The sequence below is a fragment of the Bacillus sp. RC242 genome, from assembly GCF_044908245.1.
In the GTDB taxonomy this organism is placed as follows: domain Bacteria; phylum Bacillota; class Bacilli; order Bacillales; family Bacillaceae_G; genus Bacillus_A; species Bacillus_A mycoides.
In genome coordinates, this window is record NZ_JBIYCZ010000004.1 from 121,272 (window position 1) to 145,537 (window position 24,266).

At 37.1% G+C, this 24,266-nt stretch carries 24 protein-coding genes; 15 read left to right on the forward strand and 9 right to left on the reverse strand.

The features are described 5' to 3' along the window. Positions 1 to 114 precede the first annotated feature (114 nt). A complete protein-coding gene (locus ABH957_RS09695; protein WP_404511074.1) occupies positions 115 to 810 on the reverse strand; it encodes an RsfA family transcriptional regulator in 696 nt (231 codons plus the stop codon). Positions 811 to 1,099: 289 nt separating this feature from the next. Between ABH957_RS09695 and ABH957_RS09700 the strand changes: the two genes are divergently transcribed. The 6 genes from ABH957_RS09700 (at position 1,100) to ABH957_RS09725 (ending at position 7,048) form a co-directional block, all read left to right on the forward strand. Continuing rightward, the gene (locus ABH957_RS09700; protein ID WP_002089811.1) at positions 1,100 to 1,324 is read left to right on the forward strand and encodes a YuzB family protein; all 225 of its coding nucleotides are present in this window, start codon (positions 1,100 to 1,102) and stop codon (positions 1,322 to 1,324) included. Between the two features lie 236 nt (positions 1,325 to 1,560). Next, positions 1,561 to 2,616, forward strand: a complete 1,056-nt coding sequence (locus ABH957_RS09705; protein WP_000388282.1) for a FecCD family ABC transporter permease — start codon at positions 1,561 to 1,563, stop codon at positions 2,614 to 2,616. Beyond that, positions 2,613 to 3,629 carry a FecCD family ABC transporter permease gene (locus tag ABH957_RS09710; protein ID WP_404442426.1) on the forward strand — a complete coding sequence of 339 codons (1,017 nt, stop codon included), beginning with the start codon at positions 2,613 to 2,615 and terminating at the stop codon, positions 3,627 to 3,629. The genes ABH957_RS09705 and ABH957_RS09710 overlap by 4 nt, the downstream gene beginning before the upstream one ends. 15 nt (positions 3,630 to 3,644) lie before the next feature. Then, positions 3,645 to 4,457 carry an ABC transporter ATP-binding protein gene (locus tag ABH957_RS09715; RefSeq protein ID WP_000212073.1) on the forward strand — a complete coding sequence of 271 codons (813 nt, stop codon included), beginning with the start codon at positions 3,645 to 3,647 and terminating at the stop codon, positions 4,455 to 4,457. Between the two features lie 202 nt (positions 4,458 to 4,659). Beyond that, positions 4,660 to 5,598: an ABC transporter substrate-binding protein gene (locus ABH957_RS09720; protein WP_404511076.1), complete on the forward strand. Its 939-nt coding sequence runs from the start codon at positions 4,660 to 4,662 to the stop codon at positions 5,596 to 5,598. Positions 5,599 to 5,743: 145 nt separating this feature from the next. Beyond that, entirely contained in the window at positions 5,744 to 7,048 is a 1,305-nt protein-coding gene (locus tag ABH957_RS09725; RefSeq protein ID WP_002089804.1) for an HD domain-containing protein, read from the forward strand. A 39-nt stretch (positions 7,049 to 7,087) separates the two neighbouring features. On the opposite strand, the gene ABH957_RS09730 is transcribed toward ABH957_RS09725, so the two are convergent. Then, the gene (locus ABH957_RS09730; RefSeq protein WP_001147171.1) at positions 7,088 to 7,273 is read right to left on the reverse strand and encodes a 2-hydroxymuconate tautomerase; all 186 of its coding nucleotides are present in this window, start codon (positions 7,271 to 7,273) and stop codon (positions 7,088 to 7,090) included. A gap of 112 nt (positions 7,274 to 7,385) precedes the next feature. Here ABH957_RS09730 and ABH957_RS09735 point away from each other — a divergent pair, with 112 nt between their 5' ends. Next, positions 7,386 to 8,060 carry a site-2 protease family protein gene (locus ABH957_RS09735; RefSeq protein ID WP_002016358.1) on the forward strand — a complete coding sequence of 225 codons (675 nt, stop codon included), beginning with the start codon at positions 7,386 to 7,388 and terminating at the stop codon, positions 8,058 to 8,060. A 25-nt stretch (positions 8,061 to 8,085) separates the two neighbouring features. After that, a complete protein-coding gene (locus ABH957_RS09740; protein WP_002016357.1) occupies positions 8,086 to 8,595 on the forward strand; it encodes a YwhD family protein in 510 nt (169 codons plus the stop codon). A gap of 32 nt (positions 8,596 to 8,627) precedes the next feature. On the opposite strand, the gene ABH957_RS09745 is transcribed toward ABH957_RS09740, so the two are convergent. Together ABH957_RS09745 and ABH957_RS09750 are read right to left on the reverse strand one after the other, a co-directional pair. Next, entirely contained in the window at positions 8,628 to 10,679 is a 2,052-nt protein-coding gene (locus ABH957_RS09745) for a transglycosylase domain-containing protein (RefSeq protein WP_113936170.1), read from the reverse strand. A 100-nt stretch (positions 10,680 to 10,779) separates the two neighbouring features. After that, positions 10,780 to 11,505 (reverse strand): glycerophosphodiester phosphodiesterase, encoded by a 726-nt coding sequence (locus tag ABH957_RS09750; RefSeq protein WP_219300794.1) that lies wholly within the window; start codon positions 11,503 to 11,505, stop codon positions 10,780 to 10,782. Positions 11,506 to 11,657: 152 nt separating this feature from the next. Here ABH957_RS09750 and ABH957_RS09755 point away from each other — a divergent pair, with 152 nt between their 5' ends. The 4 genes from ABH957_RS09755 to speB all read left to right on the forward strand — a co-directional run bounded on the left by ABH957_RS09755 (position 11,658) and on the right by speB (position 15,339). Further along, a complete protein-coding gene (locus tag ABH957_RS09755) occupies positions 11,658 to 12,065 on the forward strand; it encodes a MerR family transcriptional regulator (protein WP_002016353.1) in 408 nt (135 codons plus the stop codon). Between the two features lie 5 nt (positions 12,066 to 12,070). Then, positions 12,071 to 13,234: an MFS transporter gene (locus ABH957_RS09760; RefSeq protein WP_002089799.1), complete on the forward strand. Its 1,164-nt coding sequence runs from the start codon at positions 12,071 to 12,073 to the stop codon at positions 13,232 to 13,234. Between the two features lie 186 nt (positions 13,235 to 13,420). Further along, positions 13,421 to 14,248: a polyamine aminopropyltransferase gene (gene speE / locus ABH957_RS09765; protein WP_000424693.1), complete on the forward strand. Its 828-nt coding sequence runs from the start codon at positions 13,421 to 13,423 to the stop codon at positions 14,246 to 14,248. A 218-nt stretch (positions 14,249 to 14,466) separates the two neighbouring features. Next, entirely contained in the window at positions 14,467 to 15,339 is an 873-nt protein-coding gene (speB, locus tag ABH957_RS09770; protein WP_002016350.1) for an agmatinase, read from the forward strand. A gap of 319 nt (positions 15,340 to 15,658) precedes the next feature. On the opposite strand, the gene ABH957_RS09775 is transcribed toward speB, so the two are convergent. Next, positions 15,659 to 16,696 carry a PTS sugar transporter subunit IIC gene (locus ABH957_RS09775; RefSeq protein WP_404511078.1) on the reverse strand — a complete coding sequence of 346 codons (1,038 nt, stop codon included), beginning with the start codon at positions 16,694 to 16,696 and terminating at the stop codon, positions 15,659 to 15,661. Positions 16,697 to 16,930: 234 nt separating this feature from the next. On the opposite strand from ABH957_RS09775, the gene ABH957_RS09780 reads away from it, so the two are divergent. Beyond that, complete coding sequence (locus ABH957_RS09780) at positions 16,931 to 17,293, forward strand: YxeA family protein (protein ID WP_002130097.1); 363 nt, start codon at positions 16,931 to 16,933, stop codon at positions 17,291 to 17,293. Positions 17,294 to 17,318: 25 nt separating this feature from the next. Here ABH957_RS09780 and ABH957_RS09785 read toward each other — a convergent pair whose 3' ends face one another. Continuing rightward, a complete protein-coding gene (locus ABH957_RS09785; RefSeq protein WP_404511080.1) occupies positions 17,319 to 18,359 on the reverse strand; it encodes a S66 family peptidase in 1,041 nt (346 codons plus the stop codon). A 148-nt stretch (positions 18,360 to 18,507) separates the two neighbouring features. Here ABH957_RS09785 and ABH957_RS09790 point away from each other — a divergent pair, with 148 nt between their 5' ends. After that, on the forward strand, positions 18,508 to 18,945 hold the full coding sequence (locus ABH957_RS09790) for a YwiB family protein (RefSeq protein ID WP_002089794.1): 438 nt from the start codon (positions 18,508 to 18,510) through the stop codon (positions 18,943 to 18,945). Further along, positions 18,945 to 20,615, forward strand: a complete 1,671-nt coding sequence (gene argS, locus ABH957_RS09795) for an arginine--tRNA ligase (protein ID WP_002016342.1) — start codon at positions 18,945 to 18,947, stop codon at positions 20,613 to 20,615. The genes ABH957_RS09790 and argS overlap by 1 nt, the downstream gene beginning before the upstream one ends. 337 nt (positions 20,616 to 20,952) lie before the next feature. Here the strand turns inward: argS and ABH957_RS09800 are convergent, their stop codons facing one another. From ABH957_RS09800 to map, 3 genes are all read right to left on the reverse strand, one after another. Next, positions 20,953 to 21,327, reverse strand: a complete 375-nt coding sequence (locus ABH957_RS09800) for a hypothetical protein (RefSeq protein WP_404454806.1) — start codon at positions 21,325 to 21,327, stop codon at positions 20,953 to 20,955. Between the two features lie 145 nt (positions 21,328 to 21,472). Continuing rightward, positions 21,473 to 22,873, reverse strand: coding sequence for a M28 family metallopeptidase (locus tag ABH957_RS09805; RefSeq protein ID WP_404491418.1), 1,401 nt, complete (start codon positions 22,871 to 22,873; stop codon positions 21,473 to 21,475). A gap of 527 nt (positions 22,874 to 23,400) precedes the next feature. Beyond that, on the reverse strand, positions 23,401 to 24,195 hold the full coding sequence (gene map / locus ABH957_RS09810) for a type I methionyl aminopeptidase (RefSeq protein ID WP_016121123.1): 795 nt from the start codon (positions 24,193 to 24,195) through the stop codon (positions 23,401 to 23,403). Between the last annotated feature and the right edge of the window lie 71 nt (positions 24,196 to 24,266).

Genomic DNA, 24,266 nt, shown 5'->3' on the forward strand with positions numbered 1-24,266 from the left:
ATTTTTAAAATGACAATCTCTATTATAGCAAAAAATGTAGAAAGGGGTTTTCCCATATATAAAGGGAAAGTTTAGAGGTGAAAGAATAAAAAGGATGCATTGCATGCATCCTTCTTATTCTGCAATTTTTTCTAAATTACCGTTTCGATCCATGCGGAAAGATGTTTGCGAGCGTTCCTCATCATCCATTACTGCTAATTTACGAGCACGGTTCATAATATTCATAAGCGTTTCGTAATCCTCTTGTACAGTATGAGATTGTTGTTCTAATTTTTCTAGTTTCTTTTCTAGCTCTTCATTTCGCAGAATTTGCATTTTAATTTCTTGTTTCAATCTCGTATTCTCGTTTTCAAGAGCTGTTACTTTTATATTTGAAGATCCAACTGTTTGTAAAAAGTAAATAACATCTTGCATTGTTATTGAGCTTTTTGGAGCAGGGACAGTCGGCTCTTGATATGGAGTAGCTTCTGTATATTGAACAGCTGTTTCATACGGTACGTATTCTTCATAATCAGTTATCGCCGCCGCTGAAGCTGGTGGTGTGTAAAGCAAACGTTTTTTTGTCTGTTCACCGCCCGCAGCACGCATTTTATCTTTACGATGTTTTTTTGCTAGTTGAAGAGCTTGTTCATAGCTATAGCGAACAACAGCATTCCAGCGGAAACCACAAGCAGCAGATGTGCGATTTAACTGATCTCCTACTTCTTCAAAAGCATTTAATTGAGTACTTCCTTCTCGAACATGGCGAAGCACCGTTTCAGCAAGTAATAAATCGTCCTCGTCTGTCCAAGCATCTTGTCTTACTTTCATAGATTCAACTCCCTTTCTTTTTATGAACTTCCTATTTTTATAATGGGCAAAAAAATGAGCTTTTATACAAAGCTTTTAAAAATATGGTAGATTTCAATGAAGAGAAGAAATGTGGCTATGAATGATGAAAGCTTTTGAAGGAGAAAATATAAAAAATAGGTAGCTTTATATAGGAATAGAGCTACGCCCGGAGACTTGCAACAAGCTTCAAAGAGCGGTAAAATACCATTTAGTGTTTATTTTTAAATGTACTTGTGAAAAGTTTAAAATAGAGGAAGTGTTATATATAATGGGAAACGAATTTCGTGTGTGTGATGATTGTCAGGCAACGAACGTTAAAACGTTGATTCCGAAGTTAAAAAAAGTAGATTCATGTGCAACGATCGAGGTTGCATGTCAGTCTTACTGTGGTCCTGGTCGTAAAAAATCATTCGCGTTTGTAAATAATCGTCCAGTTGCGGCTCCAACAGAAGACGAATTAATTATAAAAATTGAAGCAAAGTTAAATAAGTAAGAAAAAGAAGAGTGAACAGATTACTCTTCTTTTTTTATGTCCATAAGATAGCGTTTTGTATGAATTCGTATTTCAAAATAATGGTTGACAGTCTTTTGACGTGGTAGGTAGAATAGAAAGTGTATGATTCTGAGAATCATTATCAGGAAAAAATCAATTCATCTAATTTTTTTATTACTATTTGAGAATAAATTTCATTTTATTAAATATATGTTGTTGGTTAGGATGGTTGAGGGATGGAAGCGAGCGCAAGGAGTATAGAACAGCAAGATGTGAATGTTAAAGAGATTAAGAGCAGACCGCTCGTTGCCTCTATTATTTTAATAGCAGGCACAATTTTGTTAGCTTTAAGCATGGCAGTTTCTATTTCGTTTGGTGCTGCAGATATTAGTTTAAAGACCGTTTGGCAAGCTGTATTTCAGTTTGATGGGTCTATAACGCATCATAACGTAATTCAAGAACTTCGCATGCCTAGAGCAATAGGGGGCGTAGTTGCAGGTGCCTTTTTAGCGGTATCAGGAGCAATTATGCAAGGTATGACACGAAATCCACTTGCATCCCCATCGTTAATGGGGATTACAGATGGTGCTGTATTCGGGATTGCAATTATGTATGCATTTTTCCCTAATTCACCTTATTTAATGTTTGTTATTGCATCTTTTATTGGAGCTGCGTTTGGAGCGAGCATTGTATATGGCATTGGGTCTTCTTCACCAGGTGGATTAACGCCTGTGAAATTAGCTTTAGCTGGTGCGGCAATTAGTGCTTTATTAGGGGCAATTTCATCTGGAATTGCATTGTATTTCAACCTTGCCCAAGAGGTAAGTATGTGGAATGCAGGCGGTGTTGCTGGAGTGAAATGGCAAAGTATTAATATGTTAGTACCGATTGGTCTTGTTTGTCTCATTATAGCAATTATGATGTCGAGGTATATTACCATTTTAAGCTTTGGTGAAGAAATTGCGATTGGACTTGGTCAAAATACGACATTAATTAAATTTATCGGAACAGTACTTGTTCTTGTATTAACAGGTTCTGCGGTTTCTATGGCAGGATCGGTTGGATTCGTTGGACTTGTAATTCCGCATATGACTCGTTTCCTTGTAGGCTCAGACTATAGATGGGTTATTCCATGTTCTGCAGTCTTAGGTGGATTGTTAATTGAATGTGCAGATATGTTATCTCGCGTTATTAATCCACCATTTGAAACGCCAATTGGAGCAATTACAGCGCTAATTGGAGTTCCATTCTTCCTCTACTTAGCACGTAATGAAGGGAGAGGAAAAATGTGAGGACGAGCGTCTTAACAAAAAAGAACATTTCTATTTTAACAATTTTAGTAGGATTAATCGTTGCTGTATTTTTAGTAAGCTTAAATACAGGAACATTTAAAATACCTCCAATGGATGTATTAAAGTCATTGGTTGGATTAGGTGCAGAAGATCAATCTGTTATTTTATTTGAATTTCGTATGCCACGTATGGTTATTGCTATATTAGTCGGTTCTGCATTAGCTATGTCAGGTGCAATTTTGCAAGGGCTGTCACGAAATCCACTTGCTGATCCAGGTATTATCGGTATTAACGCCGGAGCGGGATTAACAGTTGTAGTATTCGTTTACTTTTTCTTTGGAAAAGTTGGAACTGGTACATTTTTATCTGTATTTATCCTTCCATTCTTCGCGCTAGTTGGTGCGATATTAGCAGCGGTTATTATTTATTTACTAGCATGGAAAGACGGTGTTTCATCCACTCGATTAATTCTTGTTGGTATCGCTGTTGCAGCCGGATTTGGTGCTGTTAGTTTAATTTTTTCTATGAAGATGACATCGAACGACTTCCGTTTTGCAACGATTTGGTTGGCAGGAAGTTTATGGGGAACAGATTGGAAGTTCGTACTAAGTGTACTCCCATGGATGGTTATTTTCTTACCACTGGCCATTAGTAAAGCGCACATATTAAATGTAATGAATTTAGGCGACTCTACAGCAGTTGGTCTTGGTGTAAACGTAGAAAAGGAAAGACGTAAATTATTATTTATTGCAGTTTGTTTAGCTGGTGCATCTGTCGCTGTTGCGGGCGGTATTGGTTTTATCGGTTTAATGGCTCCGCATTTAGCGAGAAGCCTCGTTGGTGGTAAACATCAAATTATGTTACCAACGGCTGCATTAATAGGAACGTTTTTACTTTTATTTGCAGATGTAATTTCAAGAAGTGTGTTACCAACTTCAGAAATACCGGTCGGTCTTGTTATTTCTGTAATTGGCGCACCATATTTCATATATTTACTTATGAGGACAAAATAAAGGGAGGCTTTTTGTATGGCAACTTTAGCAGTTGATGCGGTATCTGTTGGGTATAATGAAGGGTTAATTATAGATGGATTAACGGTTGAAATTCCGGAAGGACAAATTACAACGATTATTGGACCAAATGGTTGTGGGAAATCCACATTATTAAAAACGGCTTCTCGTATTTTGAAAGCAAAACGAGGTACTGTTTATCTTGATGGAAAAGCAATTGAGAAACAGCCAACGAAAGAAATCGCAAAGAAAATGGCGATTTTACCACAAACTGCAGAAGTGCCAACAGGCCTTACTGTGTTTGAACTTGTTTCATATGGACGTTTTCCTCATCAAAAAGGATTTGGAACATTGAAAGAAGAGGATTATCGCTACATTCATTGGGCACTTGAAGTGACGGGGATGACAGAATTTGCAAATCGCCCAGCAGAAGCTTTATCAGGTGGTCAGCGTCAGCGTGTATGGATTGCGATGGCTCTTGCACAAGGAACAGATTTACTCGTGTTAGATGAACCAACAACATACTTAGATATGGCTCATCAACTTGAAGTATTAAACTTACTGAAGAAGTTAAACAAAGAAGAAGGCAGAACGATTGTTATGGTTATTCACGATTTAAATCATGCTTCTCGTTTCTCTGATCATATGATTGCATTAAAAGCTGGGAAGTTAATGAAACAAGGAACGCCAGATGAAGTTATGACAAGTGAAACGCTTCGTAACGTATTTGAAATCGAAGCTCAAATCGTTCCATGTCCAGTAAACTGTAAACCAATTTGTTTAACATACGATTTAGCGATGATTAATAATCAATTGCGTAAAAAAGCATAATTAATAGAATTTCCCCCTCTTAAAGAGGTGAGAGGGGGAGTTCTAATGGACGTTGAGCTTCTTACCCACGGATGGGAAGTTGAACGCCCGTTAGAACGGGTTATAAACAACAATTAATAAAAATATATTAATTAAATGTTGTTTTCGTTTCTTATAGTTACATGCAAATTATAAGAGAAATACAGCTAGAAGGAGTCGGAATATGAAGAATTTTAAAATGGCACTATTAGCAATGGTACTAGTTGTTACTTCTGTACTATTTGCAGCTTGTTCTAACAAAGAAGAAGAAAAGAAAGCAGATGCGAAGACTGAAGAGCGCACTGTACAACACGCAAAAGGGGAAATTAAAATTCCTGCAAATCCAAAGAAAATTGCTGACCTTAGTGGTTCAACAGAAGAATTATTAATCTTTGGTATGAAACCAATTATTACTGCTAATACATCTCAAGAAAAAATTGATGCACATATTGCAAATAAATTAAAAGACGTTAAACCAGTTGGTTCTGCTTGGGGCGATAAAATTAACATCGAAGCAGTGGCTGCTGCAAAACCAGACTTAATTATTGTAAACAATCGTCAAGAAAAAATTTATGATCAATTATCTAAAATTGCACCAACAGTTATGTTAAAAACTCCATTAGACCAATGGCGTCCAAAATTCGAAGAAGTAGGTCAAATCTTAGGTAAAGAGAAAGAAACAAAAGAATGGTTCAAACAGTATGATGAAAAAGCAAGCAAATTACATGACAAAATCATCGCTAAAACTGGATATGCAACATTCATGAAAATGGCTGCATATCCAAACGCATTCCGCGTATACGGTGACTACGGTTACGGTAGCGTAATCTTTAATGACTTAAAATTACCAGCAGTTAAAGGTACACCAACTGATAAACCGCTAGTACAAGTACAAAAAGAAGCTTTAATTGATTACAACCCAGATTACTTATTCGTATTTACAACGGGTGATGGTTCTCAGCGCTTAAAAGAATTCCAAGAAGAATCAATTTGGAAAAACATGAACGCTGTTAAAAACAACCACGTATTTACAATTAGCAATGAAGACCTAAATAAAGGATACTTCCCACTAGGTAAAGAAATGATCTTAGACGAAGTTGCTGAGTTTGTTTTAGGAAAATAATATATAAAGAAAAATCACTTTTACTTCGGTAAAAGTGATTTTTCTTTATATACAAGGAATTAATACAGTCTTTCATTTCTTTCTGTTTCCTATATCGTTTATAATATATAGTAAGAATGCAGTAAAGAAAGGGGGATGTCGGAAGGTGGTATATTTAAACGACAAACTCAGCGAAACAAAAGTGTTTAAAGACCCAGTACATAAATATGTGCACGTGCGTGATCGTGTTATTTGGGATTTAATCGGAACGAAAGAATTTCAACGCTTGCGCCGTATTAAGCAGCTTGGAACGACATTTTTTACATTTCACGGTGCAGAGCATAGTCGCTTTACTCATTCGTTAGGTGTATATGAAATTATTCGTCGTATGATTGATGATGTGTTTGATGGCAGACCAAATTGGAATGCTGAAGATAGATTATTATGTTTATGTGCGGCATTACTTCATGATGTCGGTCACGGCCCGTTTTCTCACTCGTTTGAAAAAGTATTTTCGTTAGATCATGAGAAATTTACGCAAAAGATTATCGTTGGCAATACGGAAATTAACGATGTGTTAAGCCGTGTTGATAAGGAGTTTCCGCAAAAGGTAGCAGATGTAATTGCGAAAACATCTACTAATAAATTAGCGATTAGTATGATTTCAAGCCAAATTGATGCTGATCGTATGGATTATTTATTAAGAGATGCATATTTTACTGGCGTAAAGTATGGGAATTTTGATATGGAACGTATACTGCGTGTCATGCGCCCGTACGGTAATCAAGTTGTCATTAAAAATAGTGGTATGCATGCTGTAGAGCATTATATTATGAGCCGTTATCAAATGTATTGGCAAGTATATTTTCATCCGGTAACACGTAGTGCAGAAGTTATTTTAACGAAGATTTTACACCGAGCTAAATCGTTGCATGAGAAGTATTATGCGTTTAAATATCATCCTGTTCATTTCTATTCTTTATTTGAAGAAGAAGTGACAGTAGAGGATTATTTAAAGTTAGACGAGAACGTAATGTATTATTACTTCCAAGTATGGCAAGAGGAAGAAGATCCAATTTTAAGTGACTTATGCCGTCGTTTTATGAATCGAAATCTATTTAAATATGTAGAGTTTACAGATAAGCACGGTTTAGATAATTGGATGGAATTAAGTAGCTTATTTAAGAAGATTGGACTAGATCCAGAGTATTATTTAGTTGTTGATTCAACATCAGACTTACCGTATGACTTTTACCGTGCAGGAGAAGAAGAAGAGCGTCTGCCAATCTTACTCCTTATGCCGAATGGGGAACTTAGAGAGCTTTCGCGTGAATCGGATATTGTTGAGGCGATTACGGGTAAGAAGAGAACGGATCAAAAGTTATTCTATCCGCATGATTTAATCTATGAAGATGGAAGAAAAGGAAAATATAAAGAGAGAATTATCGAGTTGTTAGAAGGAAAGAAATAAGAAGCAGCTAAGAGCTGCTTCTTATGAAAAAACTTGAAATTATTTGTCGCTTAAGCGTTTTCCGCCAACTGCATAATGGTTTTTAGACATTTCTTCGATGAAAACAACGATGTTTTCTTCAGGAGCACCAGTTGTTTCGCTTACTGCTGCGGTTACTTTCTCAGCAAGAGCTTTCTTTTGTTCTTCTGTGCGTCCTTCTAGCATTTTCACTGTTACGTATGGCATGTACAATCGCTCCTTTTATGTAAGTTACACTCTTATTATAGCGGATTATGAAGAAGAACAATCGGAAAAACGAATAATTTCTTTTTTTGACATATTGAAGAGGAGATGAGTTATGGATCAGTTATTTAGATACCCGTTGCAACAAATTCCATTGGTAGCAATGGCGATTATTATTGCGCTATCTGTGCATGAATTTGCACATGCGTATGTTGCATATAAATTTGGAGACGATACAGCGAAAAAACAAGGACGGTTAACGTTATCACCGATGGCTCATTTAGATCCTATCGGGATGATTGCGGTATTAATTCTTGGATTCGGTTGGGCAAGACCCGTGCCTGTTAACCCATATAACTTTAAAAGACCGCGTCTTGCAGGAATATTAGTTTCTATTGCGGGACCGATAAGTAATCTTATTTTAAGTGCAATTGGTTTAATTATTTGGTATAGCTTAATAACATTTGGTGTGTTAGATGCGATGCCACTTGCAGTAGCAGATACGCTGGATCAATTTTTCCAAATTTTTATTATGCTTAATATTGTTTTACTTGTATTTAACTTATTACCAATCCCGCCACTTGATGGGTATCGCGTTGTGGAAGATTTAGCACCAGCAAATATTCGTGCGAAAATGACACAGTATGAAAAGTATGGATCAATTGCGTTATTAATTCTTGTTATTACACCGCTTAGCAATTACACAATTCAACCTATTTTCAATGTTGTTATTCCATATGTATTAGTATTTTTACAAAATATCATTGCGCCTATTTTCAGGCTTTTTTAATCATTAAGTGAGGAGGAGTTTACATATGACAGAGAAAAAGAAAAAAATCGGTTTTAATATCGTGAAAAATGATTCAACAGATGGACATGGTGGTTTTGGCGTTGGGGCATTAAGTTTAGAAAATATTTCTCCTGTATTTGTTGATGTATTAGAGAAAACTGCGTTCGTTGATATCGGTGCGATGCATGCGCGTAGTACAGTAGAAAAAGGAATTAAGTTTTTAACAAATAAAGATGAAGTTCCAAACGGAAAACCGTTTTGGCTCGTTTGGGTAACAATTGAAAGAACACCAAACGGTGCTTATTACGCAGGTGCAACAGCCTGTGAAATGACAGTTGATCGTGAAATTCGCCGCGGATATAAATCACTTCCAGAGCATGTAAATAAAATGGATAAATCACTAAAGCGTCACATCATGATTGATCATATGGATGAATCATCTAAAAAAGTACTTGGTACATTCTTAAAAGAGCATAATGAAGCAATTTGGAACGAATCTAGTGAAGAATTGCGCCACGCATTATTAGGCGAATAAAAATAGCTGACGGATTTCCGTCAGCTATTTTTTTACCACGGGAGATATTTTTTCCACCAACCCGCCTTTTTCTTCTCTTCACTAACCTTTTCGAACTCTTCCTTATCATCAACGTGATCCATACAATACTCTGTTGGCTCTGTACCTTTTGCGAAATACATTTTCACAGAAATGGGACAGTTTTTTGTAGCAATCTTACCGTTTTCAGGATTAACATCGACTGCAACAACATCTGCTGGTTGTTTGAATTCTTGTTTAGGCTGTCCATCTAATCCTTTTTCCATTGTATCGGTCCATATTTTTTTTGCGTATCCTTGTTCTGCTACGTTTGAAATGGATTTAGGTTGATCGTATCCAATCCAAACCCCTGTTACAAGTTGTGGGGTAAATCCAATCATCCAACTATCAGTTTCTGTAGAACCAGACTTTCCAGCATATGTTCTTGATAGTTTTGATAACATCGATTGACCGGTCACAGCGGCATAACTGCTTAGTTTTTTATTAAACATACCTGCCATCATTTCTTCCATCACAAAGGCTTTGCTTTTATCTAGAACTTGTTTACTTTCTAAATGAGCGTCGTATAGCATATTTCCTTCGTGATCAACGATGCGCCTTATAAAGATTGGTTTTACTTCTTTCCCGCCGTTTGCAAACATGCTATAAGCATTGACCATTTCAATTGGTTTTACAGGAGATGTGCCGAGAGCAAGAGACGGAACATCTTTTAATGCGCTAGTAATACCGAATTGCTTCGCTGTTTTTGTAAGAATGTCTTCGCCTAAAAATAGATTTGTCTTCACAGCATATACGTTATCAGAAACAGCGAGTGCTTGTGCCATTGTCACAAAGTCGTCTGCATAATAGTTTTTATAATTTTTCGGTTTATATTTGGAAACACCGTCACCTAAAGTGAATACAGTATATTCGCTTTTTAAGCGCGTAGCAGGGGTGAATCCTCGTTCTAAGGCTGCGTAATATAGGAATGGCTTAAATGTAGAGCCGGGCTGACGAGCGGCTTGTGTAGCTCTGTTAAATTGACTCGTATTATAATCAGTTCCACCAACAAGGGCAGCCACTTCACCCGTTTTTGGATTCATAGAGACGAGGGCAGTTTGGATGTTTGTTGTTTCAGGTATATGATTTTTTACAGCTTGCTCTGCTACAGATTGTAATTTAGGGTCTAGCGTTGTATAAATACGTAAGCCACCTCGCTGTAAGGCTTGCTCATCTAATCCGATATCACGAAGAAGAGAAGCTTGTACAGCATCTTGGAAATAAGGTGCAATTTCTGCAACTTTTTTCGTATCCAATGAAGCAAAAGTAAGTGTTTCCTTTTTTGCTGAGGTAGCTTGCTGTTTTGTAATATAACCTTGTTCTACCATTTCATCTAATATGAGAGATTGACGCCCTTTAGCACGCTTTTCTTTTAAAAAGGGAGAGTAGAAGCTAGGTCCTTTCGGAATGCCTGCGAGCATACTAGCTTCTGCTAATGTTAATTCTTTTGCAGTTTTATCGAAATACAAGCGAGAAGCAGCTTCGATTCCGTAAGCACCATGCCCGTAATAAATTGTATTTAAATATCCTTCTAAAATATGATTTTTATTATAGTTCACTTCAAGGCGAACGGTATACATTGCCTCTAATAGTTTACGCTTCCACGTTTTATCATGATCTAAGTATAGGTTACGAGCATACTGTTGTGTAATAGTACTAGCACCTTGTACTTTTGCCATTGCTTTTAAATCGGCAACAATGGCACCAACAATGCGCTTTATATCAAATCCATGATGTTTGTAGAATCGTTGATCTTCAATAGATAGTGTTGCCTCTTTTACATAAGGAGAAATTTCATCAAGAGATACATTATAGCGCTTTTGTGTTTCGTTACTTTGTCCTATAACAGTGTCATCATTAGCGTAAAAGACACTCGTTTGCGGCACTGCAACAGGGGGAGGCCCCATAATTTTTGCAGCTATAATGATAATAAAAAAGGAAAAAACGAAAAAAAGAACACAAGAAAACATTACGGTGAAGAAAAGACGTTTATATTTTTTAAGTTTTGGATTCATAGTTTGATCCATCTTTTTCAGCCCCTCATTAATACAAGCATTATTGTATTAGTATTGAGGGTTTTCGTTTATTTTAAACAATGAAATTTTGAAAACAAAAAAGCCCCTTCAATTAAGAAAGGAGCTCAAAGGCACGTGCTGGCCAATCGGTAATGATGACATCTACACCATAGTCAATCATAGTTTGTAAATCTTTATATTCATTAATGGTGTAAGGACGAAAAACGTATCCTTGCCCCTGTGCTAATTGGACAAACTCTTTCGTTAATAATTGAAAGTTTGGATGTAATCCAGTCGCCTCGCGCCTTTTTGCTTCAGCAATAGGATCTGCAAGTGGTGTATCGTACAAAATCGCTCTTGGAATTTCTGGAGCAATTTCTGCTAATAATGAAACGGAATCGTGGTTAAATGATGAAAATGCAATTTGATTGGATAGATGATATTCACGAACAAGAGCAACAACTTTTTCTTCAATATTTGGATAATGAAGAACATCTGTTTTTAATTCAATGTTAAGTTGTAAATTTGTTGTAGAGAGCCAAATAAATACTTCTCGTAATGTTGGGATTTTCGCCTCATGGAAAGAAGGATCTTTATGGCTACCAGCATCTAAAGCTTGTAATTCCTCTACAGTTTTTTCAGAAACAAGTCCTATGCCATTTGTTGTACGATCGACGGTTTCGTCGTGAATTACGACAAGTTCACCATCTTTTGATAAATGGACATCAAGTTCAATTCCATGAGCACCAATGCGTTCGGCTTCTTGAAAGGCAATCATCGTATTCTCTGGATGTGTCCCTTTTACCCCGCGGTGAGCGAAAATAAGTGGTTTATTCATGTGAAAATCTCCTTATCATCTCTTTTTCTTCATTATGAAACTGCCTTGGAAAAAATACAATTGAATAGGACAAACATTTACAAAAGTCTAACAGTTGCATAAAAGTTAACGTTAACGTAAAATGTAACAATCAAGTGAAGGGAGGAATAAACATGTATAAAATCGATGAAGTAACAAAGCAAGTTGGTTTAACAAAGCGTACACTTCGTTATTATGAGGAAATTGGTTTAATTCATCCCCCAGAACGAAGTGAGGGGAACATTCGCCTGTATACAGACGAGGACATTGCGAGAATTAAAAGGATTGTGGAAGCGAAAGAAGTACTAGGAATTACGCTTCAAGAAATGCAACATTTCTTATCGTTAAAAGAAAGAATGGAACAAAGAAGAAATAGTGAGAATCCGCGTGACCGTGAAGTGATTCAAGAAATTAAAGAGATGCTTGAAAAACAAGTGCAAACGTTAGACGAAAAAATGGAGCAAATGCAGCGTGTTAAGGCAGAGCTAGAGGATAGTTTAAGCCGTGCAGTTACATTTTTAGAGAATACAAAAGGAGAGTAATCAAAATGGAGAGCAAACAAAAATTAGGGAGATTGATTACAGTGGTGGCTACCTTCCTTGCCTTTTCAGGTATAGGAGTAGTCGACCCAATTTTACCAAGTATTGCTGAACAAATTGGTGCTTCGCATTGGCAAGTCGAGATGTTATTTACAGCTTATATTTTAACGATGGCAATTATGATGTTACCAGCTGGAATATTTGCATCAAGATTTGGTGATAAACGAATGATGACAATCGGTCTTGCGATTGTAACTGTATTTGCATTTATATGTGGTATATCGCAAACGATTGCTCAATTATCTCTTTTCCGCGCGGGGTGGGGATTAGGAAATGCGATGTTCTTCGCAACGGCGATGACATTATTAATTGCATTAAGTAAAGAAGTTCATGAAGCAGTAGGATTATATGAAGCAGCTATCGGTTTAGGGATGGCAGGTGGCCCATTGTTAGGTGGTATATTAGGTGGACATTCTTGGCGTTACCCATTTTTTGCGACGAGTATTTTAATTTCTTTAGCATTTATTTTAGTTTTCTTTTTTGTAAAAGAACCGGAGCGAAAAGTGAAGCGTAAAGCAGCAGGCGTAGGTGAATTACTTAACCTGGTGAAGTATAAACCGTTTATGCAAGGTGCCATTTCCGGGATGTTATATTACTACGGATTTTTCGTCGTGTTAGCATATTCACCACTTATTATGCATTTATCTGCTATTCAATTAGGATTTGTATTTTGCGGATGGGGATTAGCATTAGCTTACGGATCAGCAATTTTAGCGCATAAGCTAGAAGGTAAATATGAACCGAAAACATTGTTAAAAGGTAGTTTACTCGTATTTGCGATTTTCTTAATTGCACTATTCTTCGTTAAAATTATGTGGTTACAAATCGTATTAATCGTTCTATCAGGATTAGCATCAGGCTTAAATAACGCGTTATTTACAAGTTATGTAATGGATATTTCACCTTATGAAAGATCTGTTACATCAGGTGTTTATAACTTCGTTCGTTGGTTAGGGGGCGCGATTGCTCCAATTTTATCAGGAGTCATCGGTCATACAGTTTCACCACAAAGTCCGTTTTTAGTCGGTGGAATTGTTGTGTTAGTTGGTTGCGTAATGATCTTAATTCCGATTCGTAAACCGGTAGAAATAGAGACAGAAGCCCTTTCTTAAGAAAGGGCTTTCTTTCCTATTACAGAGCAAACCCTTTTTACATATATGTTAGAACCCTCTGACTAAAATATATTTTCGGTATTTTTTTACTTTTAACTATACTTTTTGGATGTTTTGTTTTATTTTTGGTAGGGGACATTAATGATGTCCCCATTATAAATTTGCAGCGAAAGGCGTGATTGTACGATGGAACTATGGTTCACTGAAAAACAAACAAAGCATTTTGGAATTACGGCGCGTATTAACCGCACATTACATACGGAGCAAACAGAATTTCAAAAGCTTGATATGGTTGAAACGGAAGAGTTCGGAAACATGCTTATTTTAGACGGCATGGTTATGACGACAGAAAAGGACGAGTTCGTTTATCATGAAATGGTAGCGCACGTACCTTTATTTACACATCCAAACCCTGAGAACGTATTAGTTGTTGGTGGTGGCGATGGTGGTGTTATTCGTGAAGTGTTAAAACACCCAAGCGTGAAGAAAGCAACTCTTGTTGAAATCGATGGAAAAGTAATTGAGTACTCTAAGCAGTACTTACCATCAATTGCAGGTGCATTAGATGATGAGCGTGTAGAAGTAAAAGTAGGAGACGGTTTCCTACACATCGCAGAAAGCGAAAACGAATATGACGTAATTATGGTAGATTCTACTGAGCCAGTAGGTCCAGCAGTAAACTTATTTACAAAAGGCTTCTACGCTGGAATTTCAAAAGCGTTAAAAGAAGATGGTATTTTCGTTGCCCAAACGGACAACCCTTGGTTTACACCAGAACTAATTACAACTGTGTTTAAAGACGTAAAAGAGATTTTCCCAATTACTCGTCTATACACAGCAAACATTCCGACGTATCCAAGTGGACTTTGGACGTTCACAATCGGATCTAAAAAACATGATCCATTAGAAGTAAGTGAAGAGCGTTTCCATGAAATCGAAACGAAATATTACACAAAAGAATTACACAATGCAGCATTCGCATTACCGAAATTTGTTGGCGATTTAATTAAGTAAGAGCGTTAAATTGAAATAAATAAAGTGTAAGTAACTCATTTAAGGTGTTTGTCTAGAAGGCTTGAACATGCTAGTTACTTACACTGCTACAAATGAAGTAGTCTTCTTGTGATAACAAGAAGGCCCAGGTAAATCGAGAAAGAGGAGCAATGCGCTCCAAATTTGAGAAATAGTGAAAGGTTGGGATACCTTAAGTTCCACATAAGGAGGAAAAGAATATGCGTTTTGATGAAGCTTATTCAGGTAAAGTATTTATTAAAAGTCATCCAAGTTTTGAAGAGTCAGAGGCAGTTATTTACGGGATGCCTATGGATTGGACAGTAAGTTTCCGTCCAGGATCTCGCTTTGGCCCTGCACGTATTCGTGAAGTATCAATCGGTCTTGAAGAATATAGTCCGTATTTAGATCGTGAACTAGAAGAGGTAAAATATTTTGATGCGGGTGATATCCCATTACCATTTGGGAATCCACAGCGCAGCATAGACATGATTGAAGAATATGTAACAAAACTATTAGATGCCGGTAAGTTTCCACTAGGTCTCGGCGGAGAGCACTTAGTGTCTTGGCCAATTTTTAAGGCAATGGCAAAAAAATATCCGGATTTAGCAATCATCCATATGGATGCTCATACTGACTTACGTGAGTCATATGAGGGAGAGCCTTTATCCCACTCTACACCAATTCGTAAAGTGTGCGATTTAATTGGTCCGGAAAACGTATATTCTTTCGGTATTCGTTCTGGAATGAAGGAAGAATTCGAATGGGCAAAAGAAGTAGGTATGAACTTATATAAATTTGACGTATTAGAACCGTTAAAGGAAGTATTACCGAAACTTGCAGGACGCCCAGTCTATGTCACAATCGACATCGACGTATTAGACCCAGCTCACGCTCCTGGAACAGGAACATTAGAAGCTGGAGGTATCACATCTAAAGAACTATTAGAGTCCATCGTAGCAATTGCAAATTCAAATATAAAAGTAGTCGGAGCAGACTTAGTAGAAGTAGCTCCAGTCTACGATCATAGTGATCAAACACCAATCGCAGCAAGCAAATTCGTGCGGGAAATGCTGCTCGGTTGGGTTAAATAAAAGCGTAGGCAGCTCGCTCAGAATCGCAGGTCATTGGAACGCTCGACCGAGAAGCGCTTTTGGCTTCGAACGAGAGTGTGAAATGGCCGGAGATTCTAGCTGCTGTAGCTAGATAAAGTAAAAGTGAAGCCGACTCAAAAAGTATTTTGAGCCGGCTTCTTTTATTAATAGGTAGGTTATTATTGTCTTATTTAGTAGTTAAGTCGATATCCTTTGTCGAAACGTCGATATATGCGGAGTTGTGTTCAATATAATTTCACTTACCGTCACGCGACATAAAAAAGAGCTATTCTCAAACGATGAGAATAGCTCCCTTTCTTTACGCAACCTTCTCTTCCGAAGTAATTCCGCGAATTTCATCAGCAGAACGGATTGGATATTTGCGGAACACAATGGACCCGAAGTATCCAACAATAGTGGTAACGATTCCACATAATACGGCAGCAATCGTTACTTTTATTACATCATTAAATCCGAACAGTACGAGAAGTCCTGGAATTGGTGATGCTGTCCCTGGTGCATTATTAACGAGCTGGAATAGCGACGTAATAATACCGGCAAGCGCACCGCCAACAAAGTTTGTCATATAGATAGGGATTGGATTTGCTGAGACAACATCGGCCTGTGTTAACGGCTCGATTGCCACGGCGATTGTATCTTTCTTTGAACAGATTTTTAGTCGTTTAAAGAAAATGAAGTTCATTGGGGCAGAAGCTGCTACGGCAAGACTACCAATTGCCATTGGTAAACCAGTTAATCCAAGCATTGCAGTTAGTGCCATAGAACTTAATGGAGATGTAGAAATAACTGTTATTAATCCACCAAGCATAATACCCATAATGATAGGACTTTCTGTAGTTGCAACTGAAATCATAGAACCGATTTTACCAAGTGTTGCGTTAACGAGTGGATCCATAAGCATGGCCATTCCGCGTGAAATTGGTGCAGCGATAAATAGGATTGCTAAAAACTCTACACCAGCTGGTAATTTCTTTTCGAGAAACTTCACGACGAAGGCACAAACGTATCCAGCGAAAAATCCTGGTAAAATACCGAATCCGCTAGTAGCGATACCGATTAAAACAGCGTATACGGGTGAGACACCGATTGCTAATGCGACTAAAATTGCCGCTGCGACACCGCTCATGCTACCAGAAGCTACTCCTACTGATTGTAAAAAGTCATTATGAAACATTTCTCCACCAATATAACGGTGAAATGCTTCAATAAGAAAACTTGCGATTGCTGCATTAGCTAAAGCGCCCATTGCTTTCATTCCGTAAGGCGCACGGTAACTGAAAAGTGTAAATAGACAAAGTACAACAAGTAATAGTGCTAAACCTTGCAAGATAGCCATTTGAAAATTGTCTCCTTTGATTTTTGTAATAAAAATTTGTATCATTCAATAATAATATAAAAGTTTGTTAAACGGAAAAATTTTTTATTGGGAAATCGCTGTAAGGTGAAAAACTCTTACAATAATGTAAGGAAAGTGTAAGGCATTTCGATAGAGTATAGTATGCCTTTTTTCGTATAATACAGGTATAGACATACGGCTAGTGAGAAAGCAGTGCAAACAGGAGGCGCATTTATGAAATTGGTAATTAAAGTTTTAGCTGTGTTCGCCATTATTTTAGGTGGAACAGCATATTATTTAAACACGAAAACAGAAGGTGTGCATGCTTTTGTAGACAACTTCTTTTCAAATAAAGAAATACAAGATTATTATGCTGTTATAGATAAAAGTGAGAAAAAAGACGATGAATATTTGTATACATTTAAAGGGTATACAGAAGATGGAAAGCTACAAGTTATTAAAAGAATGGTGAACCGTGAATTGCATACGGGTGCTTTTATAAAAATTTATGCAAAAGGTATGCAGGGAAAAGGATGGGCTGAAATCTCGAAAGAATCAATCCCGCAAAAAGCGTTGCAAAAAATAGAAAAACCATAAAAGGAGCGAATCGTTCGCTCCTTTTTTAGTGCGTTAAAATGGTGATAGCTGAACTTTCTTTATTAGAAATGATTTTTGCCCTTCCGCCAATTGGGAAAGTAAAGATTGGAGTTGTATGTCCGAAACTGGCATTCGCAATAATAGGGATATGAGCAAGTTCAGGCTTTGAAGCAATCATTTCTTGAATGTCCTCTATCATACATTCTGTTCCTTTTTGCATTCTTCCTATAACGATGCCTTTTACGTATTCAAAATCAGTTTGCTGCATAAGAGAATGTAAATATCGATCGAAAGTTTTAAGTGTAGCTTTTCCCGTTAAACTATCTTCTTCAAGAAATAAAACTTTATTTCTTAAGCTTGGCATATATGTTGTACCTTGCAGTAAATTAAATGTGCTCATATTGCCACCAATAATATCTCCCATCGCTTCCCCTTCTTGAATTGAAACATATCCTTCATTTTTAATAAATTCTCGATTTTCTTGATCCATATACCAAGAATCATCGCTCCATGTTTCAGATGGTAGGATTTCAATAGGTTCATGAGAAGTTAAGCACTTTAAAAAGTAATCGGTCGTATAATCGAGTCCTTTCTCCATTCCAAATGAAGAGAAGTGAGGACCTGAATATGTAACTAAGCCTGTTTTAGCATAAATCGCGTTACTTAAAGCGGTAATATCAGAATAACCGCAGAAAATTTTCGGATTTTCTCGAATTAAATCATAATTGAGATGTTTCAATAAACCATTAGAGTTGTATCCGCCAAGTGTCGTCAAAATGGCTTTTACATTAGGATCTCTAAATGCTTCGTGGAGGTCTTGAACTCGTGAAGAAATAGAAGAGGAAGCGAATCGATCTATCTCATCAGCATATTTTGAGAATGTAACTTGAAAGCCTATGTCGGTTAATCTTTTTATAGCAAGGTCTCTGTTTTCATTTGAGACAATACTTAAACTACAAGATGGTGAAATAACCCTTATTTCATCACCTTTTTTTAATTTTGTTAGTAGCACCAAATTCACCCCTTGAAATGAAAGAATATTTAGATTTAAAAAATATTTTAACATATGAAATAAAGTGAAGGTGAATTATTTTTTGAAAAGGAGTTTTCCTGATTTTTCAGCAGACAGACAGAGTCTTTTTTTGATATGATAGGAAAAGTGATTTATTATAAGTAGTATTTAATATCTATAACATTTGAAGGGTGTGCAAGACGTGAAGAAACAACTTGCAGGCTTGCCGGTACACGTTCATTTCGTAACAGAAATCCGTGAAGGGGCGAGGAAGGAAACCGTTGCTTTTGAAGCAAATGGTCAATACTATGTAAAAGGTCAAGGTACATATATAACATTCCAAGAGCCGAACGAACAAGGCGAAGTGAAAACAATTATTAAAATTCAAGATGAACAAGTTCTCATTATGCGTTCAGGTGCTATTTCTATGCGTCAGACGCATGTGAAAGGTGAATGGACAACTGGTACGTATACGAGTGAACTTGGTACGTTTGCATTGCAAACGAAAACTGATAACGTTCTTTTTAAATGGTCGGATGAAAAGAAAAAAGGACAACTCTTCTTAACGTACGCATTGCTTCTAAGTGAACAAGAAGCTGGCAGATATACAATTACACTTAATTTGAAGGAGGCAAAATAATGAATTCTTTAGAACAAGTAAAAGGATTGATTAAAGAAGAAATTCAAGCTGCTGTATTAAAGGCAGAACTAGCGACAGAAGAACAAATTCCAAACGTTGTATTAGAATCTCCAAAAGATAAAACAAATGGTGACTTCTCTACAAATATGGCAATGCAACTTGCACGCGTTGCGAAAAAAGCACCTCGTATGATTGCAGAAGAATTAGTTGCAAACTTCGATAAAGCAAAAGCTTCTATTGAAAAAATTGAAATCGCTGGTCCTGGTTTCATTAACTTCTACATGGATAATAGCTACTTAACAGACTTAATCCCAACAATCGTCAACGCTGGTGAAGCATACGGTGAAACGAATACTGGTAAAGGTGAAAAAGTACAAATTGAGTTCGTATCTGCGAATCCAACAGGCGATCTTCACTTAGGACATGCACGTGGTGCGGCAGTAGGTGACACTTTATGTAACGTATTAGCAAAAGCAGGATATGATGTATCTCGTGAGTACTACATTAATGATGCTGGTAACCAAATTCATAACTTAGCTCTTTCTGTTGAAGCTCGTTACATGCAAGCTTTAGGTTTAGAGAAAGAAATGCCAGAAGACGGTTACCATGGTGCGGACATCATTGGAATCGGTAAACGTTTAGCTGAAGAGTTTGGCGATCGTTATGCAAAAGCTGATGCAGAAGAAAGCTATGAATTCTATCGTTCATACGGTTTAAAATATGAGTTAGCAAAACTTCAAAAAGACTTAGCAAGCTTCCGTGTTAACTTCGATGTGTGGTTCTCAGAAACATCATTATACAAAAACGGAAAAATTGATCAGGCTCTTGCTGTATTAAAAGAGCGTGACGAAATCTTTGAAGAAGGCGGAGCAACTTGGTTCCGTTCAATGACTTACGGTGACGACAAAAACCGTGTATTAATTAAAAATGACGGTTCTTACACATACTTAACGCCAGATATCGCTTATCACCGTGATAAATTAGAGCGTGGTTTCGATAAGCTAATCAACATTTGGGGTGCTGACCACCACGGTTACATTCCTCGTATGAAAGCTGCTATTCAAGCACTAGGTTACGATAAAGAAACACTTGAAGTAGAAATCATCCAAATGGTACAACTGTACCAAAATGGTGAAAAAATGAAAATGAGTAAGCGTACAGGTAAAGCAGTTACACTTCGTGAGCTTATGGAAGAAGTAGGCGTGGACGCAATGCGATACTTCTTCGCAATGCGTAGCGGTGATTCTCATTTAGACTTCGATATGGACTTAGCTGTATCAAAATCTAATGAAAACCCAGTATACTATGCACAATATGCACATGCTCGTGTATGCAGTATCCTTCGTCAAGGTGAAGAGTTAGGATTAGCTACAGGCGGAGACGTAAATTACAAACTTGTTACTTCTGAGAAAGAAGTAGAGTTACTGAAAAAACTTGGTGAATTCCCAGCTGTAGTTGCGGATGCAGCGCAAAAACGTCTGCCACACCGCATTACAAGCTATGCATTTGAATTAGCTGCAGCATTACACAGCTTCTACAATGCAGAAAAAGTATTAAACCAAGATAACTTAGAATTAAGTAAAGCTCGTTACGAATTAATGAAAGCAGTACGCACGACACTTCAAAATGCATTAGCAATCGTAGGAGTATCTGCACCAGAAAAAATGTAATAAAGAAAAGCGGAGCCGACTGTTTAGTCCCGAAGGCTAAGGTTCTTTCTCACAGAAGATGCATTTTATCTTCTCGTGGGGAAGGTTCTTAGACAGAAGGGGCTAGGAGGCAGAGCTAGACATAAAGAAAAGCGGAGCCGAGTGTTCGTTTTAAATAAAAAGCAATCACATGATGTTGTGATTGCTTTTTTATATGGAATAATAAAAAAAATTATCCAACAAAAGGAGAGCTTGCATCGTCTTATATAAGTGACAGGGGGGTACGATGGAAGAAAAGATGGAGAGATCGAGTATTGGATTTGTTTCATAAAGAAGGGCCTTGTAAGAGGCCCTTTTTCTATTGAATTGTATAAGTAACAGAAAAGCTAACAGGACTGTAGTAAACGAAAGGTGCATGAAATTGAACATACATATTCCCATCTGTTTTTGCGGTAAAAATTCTCCCATAACCATCAGAATAACGTCCGATGAGATTATTATTTGTATCGTAAATGCTGTAACTAGGGGTTTTACTATTAGGATGAATTGTTAGCTCTTGTCCTTTTTTAAGGTAAATTGGTTCTTTTTCAGAGCTACTGCCAGTTTGAATAGAATAAAATTTTGTGAATTTCTGTTCTTGAGTAGCTGCAGCAGCCTTTGTTTCAGGAATAAAAGCGGTAGCTCCTGTAACACCTGCTAAAGTCAATGCGCCTGCTAGAATAATTTTTTTCATAGTAGAAAAGCCTCCTTATTAGTTGTAATCATTTTCGTTACAGTTAACATTGTATACGATAATTGATAGGAGAAAATATGCGTTTATGCATATATATTTTTTCTCAATAAAAAACCACCGAAGAGATCGATGGTTTTACGTATTATTAAGCCGCTTTTTGTTCTATTTGATTAACAGGTTTTTGGAGTGTGTTATAAACGCCTGTTCCGATGATTTCTAATGCCATTTTCATACGTTCTGGCGAAATGTTTTCTAATACATTATCTTGAGGTGTGTGATATACCTTTTCAATATGATAGATTAATGGATTCCAACTATCGACGCCCATCCAAATAAATAGTGCAGAAGGAATACCCACTTCAGCAAATGGTACGTGATCACTAGAGCCGAATTTTCCTTGAAGAACAAGATTATTATTTAATTGTTTACCTGCTTGCAAGGCAGCATCTGTTACAAGGTTTGTAGAACCATCAGGAGTCATAGCATATAAATTTTTTGCTTTATCATAATTTGTTGCAACCATGTCTGCGTTAAAGACACCTAAAATTCGATCACGTTCCTTTTGGGACAGACTATTAACATAATAATCAGAGCCAAGTAAGCCAGTTTCCTCAGAACCAAAAGCAATAAAACGAATTTCTTTATCAGTTTCTACATTTTGAAAAGTACGAGCCAGTTCTAATACTAATCCTGTACCAGAAGCATTATCATTTGCCCCAGGTGCTCCAACGACACTATCGTAGTGTGAACTTACAACGACGGCCTTTTCATTACCTGTACTATTTTTTGGTTTCTTTTTAGCGATGACATTTAAGGATGTTAAATTAGATTCATGTCTCGCTTTTAGGGAAAGAATTGTTGTCTCTTTTTTAGCGATTTCTTCTTTAAATGCATTTCCTTGAGCATAAGCAAGACCGAAGACAGGGATAGCCTGTTTTTTAGTTAAGCGAGGATTGAAAGTTTGTCCATAGTTTCCGCGTCCGCCAATTAAGCTGTATAAAAGAACACCTTTTGCCCCTTTACTAACAGCATTTTCAACCTGTTTATTATAATCTGCTACTGTTGCACCTCTTTCGAATAAAACAATTTTTCCGTTTACCTCATTTGGAATATCGTCTAATTTTGTACCACCTTGAACAAAGATAAGCGGAGCTGTAACAGCTTCTGTAGAAATTAGTGCATTTGGAGCAGCACCAGCTTGCCAATTACGCTTTGTCCCTAATGGTGATTCGATAAATCCAACGTATTGATCCGGCACTTGAAAGGGTTGGTACTCTACTTCATATCCCATTGATTTAAGCTTCATACCAACATAGCGAGAAGCCCATTCTTCTGATTTTGTACCACCTGGACGGGGACCGATTGTTTCGGATAAGAAACGGATATGCTCGATGGCGCGGTTTGCATCAACTTGTTTTGTAATAGGTGGAGTCTGTGTAATTTCTGACGTGGAATCAGCTTTTGCTTGTCCGATTGGAGCTAAGCTAACGGCGAGTGATACAGCAAGCAAGGAGCTTACTATTTTTTGTTTCAGTGATTTTCTCATTTTTTCCTCTCCCATTCTTCTATTCTCTCTGACTGACAAAAGAAGACGGATAACGACTATATTTTACCTTTATATGTATGAATTTTCAATAAATGTATGTTGAGAAATAAAAAACGCTATATGCATATTTGCATATTTTTAGCGGAGATATGTATGCTATCATTTTAAATGAAGGATCGCTTTCTGTTTGGAAGGCTCCTACATTGCATGAATCTAGTGTACCCAAACTTTAGATTATGTAGGGAAAAGAGATCCGTTATAGGATTTCTTTTCTTTTGTTTGAATCATGTGATGATAACTATGTTTCCGCATTTCATAATTATCATCAGTGATATATGTAAGGCATCCATATGAAAATACGAGGCTGTTCAAGAGTTTTCCGTACTTTTGGACAGCCTCACCCCGTTAAAAAGGTGATACTTTGATGTATCACCTTTTTATTTTTATAAGCTTTCTGTTTATGGGGATGTTACATAATCAAAAACAGCCGCTTTAGTAGAAGGAATCTACAAAACGGCTATTTTTGATTATAGTTGAGTTAAAATAATTGGCTCGCCACGAGTGACGACAACTGTATGTTCACATTGTGCAACAAGGCTTTTATCTGGTGTAACGAATGTCCAACCATCATCACCGCGCTCAATGATATGATCAGCTTTCATAGAGATGAATGGTTCTACAGCGATAACAAGACCGTCTTTTAGAAGCGCATTATCCATTGGATCATAGTAGCTTAAGATGTGGTTTGGAGCTTCGTGTAAGCTAAGACCAATACCGTGACCAGTTAAGTTTTGAATAACGTTATATCCACTTTTATGTGCAAAGTTAGAAACAGCACGACCAATTTGATTTTGTTTTGAGCCAGCTTTTACTTTTTTCATTGCTTCCCAAAATGAGTCTACTGCTGCTTGGCAAAGTTTTTCTTTTTCTTCATCGTCACCAAGAACAAATGAGATACCTGTATCTGCATAATATCCGTCAAGTGCTGCCGATACGTCTACGTTTACTAAATCGCCTTCTTTTAATACGCGATCGCTTGGAATACCGTGAGCAACTTCTTCGTTTACACTAATGCAAGTTACACCTGGGAATTTATATTCTTTTTCAGGCGCTGAAATAGCACCGTTCTCGTCTAATACTTTTTTACCAATTAAATCAAGCTCTTTCGTTGTCATACCTGGCTTCGCTTGTTTTTTCATTTCTTCGCGTGCAAGTGCAACGATGCGGCCGATTTTTCGTAAACCTTCTAAATCTTGTTCATTACGAATAATCATGAAAACCACTGTCCTTCCTCGAATATATGTCTTATCCGATTGTATCATGTTTGTTTTTGTACTGCTACTCGCATGCGGTATGCAGGCTGATTCCTCTCATAAAGAATACATGACAATTG

Bases quoted from the DNA above. Each gene is read 5' to 3' on its own strand.
- ABH957_RS09695 (WP_404511074.1), bottom strand. From the start codon at position 810: ATGAAAGTAAGACAAGATGCTTGGACAGACGAGGACGATTTATTACTT.
- ABH957_RS09700 (WP_002089811.1), top strand. From the start codon at position 1,100: ATGGGAAACGAATTTCGTGTGTGTGATGATTGTCAGGCAACGAACGTT.
- ABH957_RS09705 (WP_000388282.1), top strand. From the start codon at position 1,561: ATGGAAGCGAGCGCAAGGAGTATAGAACAGCAAGATGTGAATGTTAAA.
- ABH957_RS09715 (WP_000212073.1), top strand. From the start codon at position 3,645: ATGGCAACTTTAGCAGTTGATGCGGTATCTGTTGGGTATAATGAAGGG.
- ABH957_RS09720 (WP_404511076.1), top strand. From the start codon at position 4,660: ATGAAGAATTTTAAAATGGCACTATTAGCAATGGTACTAGTTGTTACT.
- ABH957_RS09730 (WP_001147171.1), bottom strand. From the start codon at position 7,273: ATGCCATACGTAACAGTGAAAATGCTAGAAGGACGCACAGAAGAACAA.
- ABH957_RS09735 (WP_002016358.1), top strand. From the start codon at position 7,386: ATGGATCAGTTATTTAGATACCCGTTGCAACAAATTCCATTGGTAGCA.
- ABH957_RS09740 (WP_002016357.1), top strand. From the start codon at position 8,086: ATGACAGAGAAAAAGAAAAAAATCGGTTTTAATATCGTGAAAAATGAT.
- ABH957_RS09745 (WP_113936170.1), bottom strand. From the start codon at position 10,679: ATGGATCAAACTATGAATCCAAAACTTAAAAAATATAAACGTCTTTTC.
- ABH957_RS09750 (WP_219300794.1), bottom strand. From the start codon at position 11,505: ATGAATAAACCACTTATTTTCGCTCACCGCGGGGTAAAAGGGACACAT.
- ABH957_RS09755 (WP_002016353.1), top strand. From the start codon at position 11,658: ATGTATAAAATCGATGAAGTAACAAAGCAAGTTGGTTTAACAAAGCGT.
- ABH957_RS09760 (WP_002089799.1), top strand. From the start codon at position 12,071: ATGGAGAGCAAACAAAAATTAGGGAGATTGATTACAGTGGTGGCTACC.
- speE (WP_000424693.1), top strand. From the start codon at position 13,421: ATGGAACTATGGTTCACTGAAAAACAAACAAAGCATTTTGGAATTACG.
- speB (WP_002016350.1), top strand. From the start codon at position 14,467: ATGCGTTTTGATGAAGCTTATTCAGGTAAAGTATTTATTAAAAGTCAT.
- ABH957_RS09775 (WP_404511078.1), bottom strand. From the start codon at position 16,696: ATGGCTATCTTGCAAGGTTTAGCACTATTACTTGTTGTACTTTGTCTA.
- ABH957_RS09780 (WP_002130097.1), top strand. From the start codon at position 16,931: ATGAAATTGGTAATTAAAGTTTTAGCTGTGTTCGCCATTATTTTAGGT.
- ABH957_RS09785 (WP_404511080.1), bottom strand. From the start codon at position 18,359: ATGTTAAAATATTTTTTAAATCTAAATATTCTTTCATTTCAAGGGGTG.
- argS (WP_002016342.1), top strand. From the start codon at position 18,945: ATGAATTCTTTAGAACAAGTAAAAGGATTGATTAAAGAAGAAATTCAA.
- ABH957_RS09800 (WP_404454806.1), bottom strand. From the start codon at position 21,327: ATGAAAAAAATTATTCTAGCAGGCGCATTGACTTTAGCAGGTGTTACA.
- ABH957_RS09805 (WP_404491418.1), bottom strand. From the start codon at position 22,873: ATGAGAAAATCACTGAAACAAAAAATAGTAAGCTCCTTGCTTGCTGTA.
- map (WP_016121123.1), bottom strand. From the start codon at position 24,195: ATGATACAATCGGATAAGACATATATTCGAGGAAGGACAGTGGTTTTC.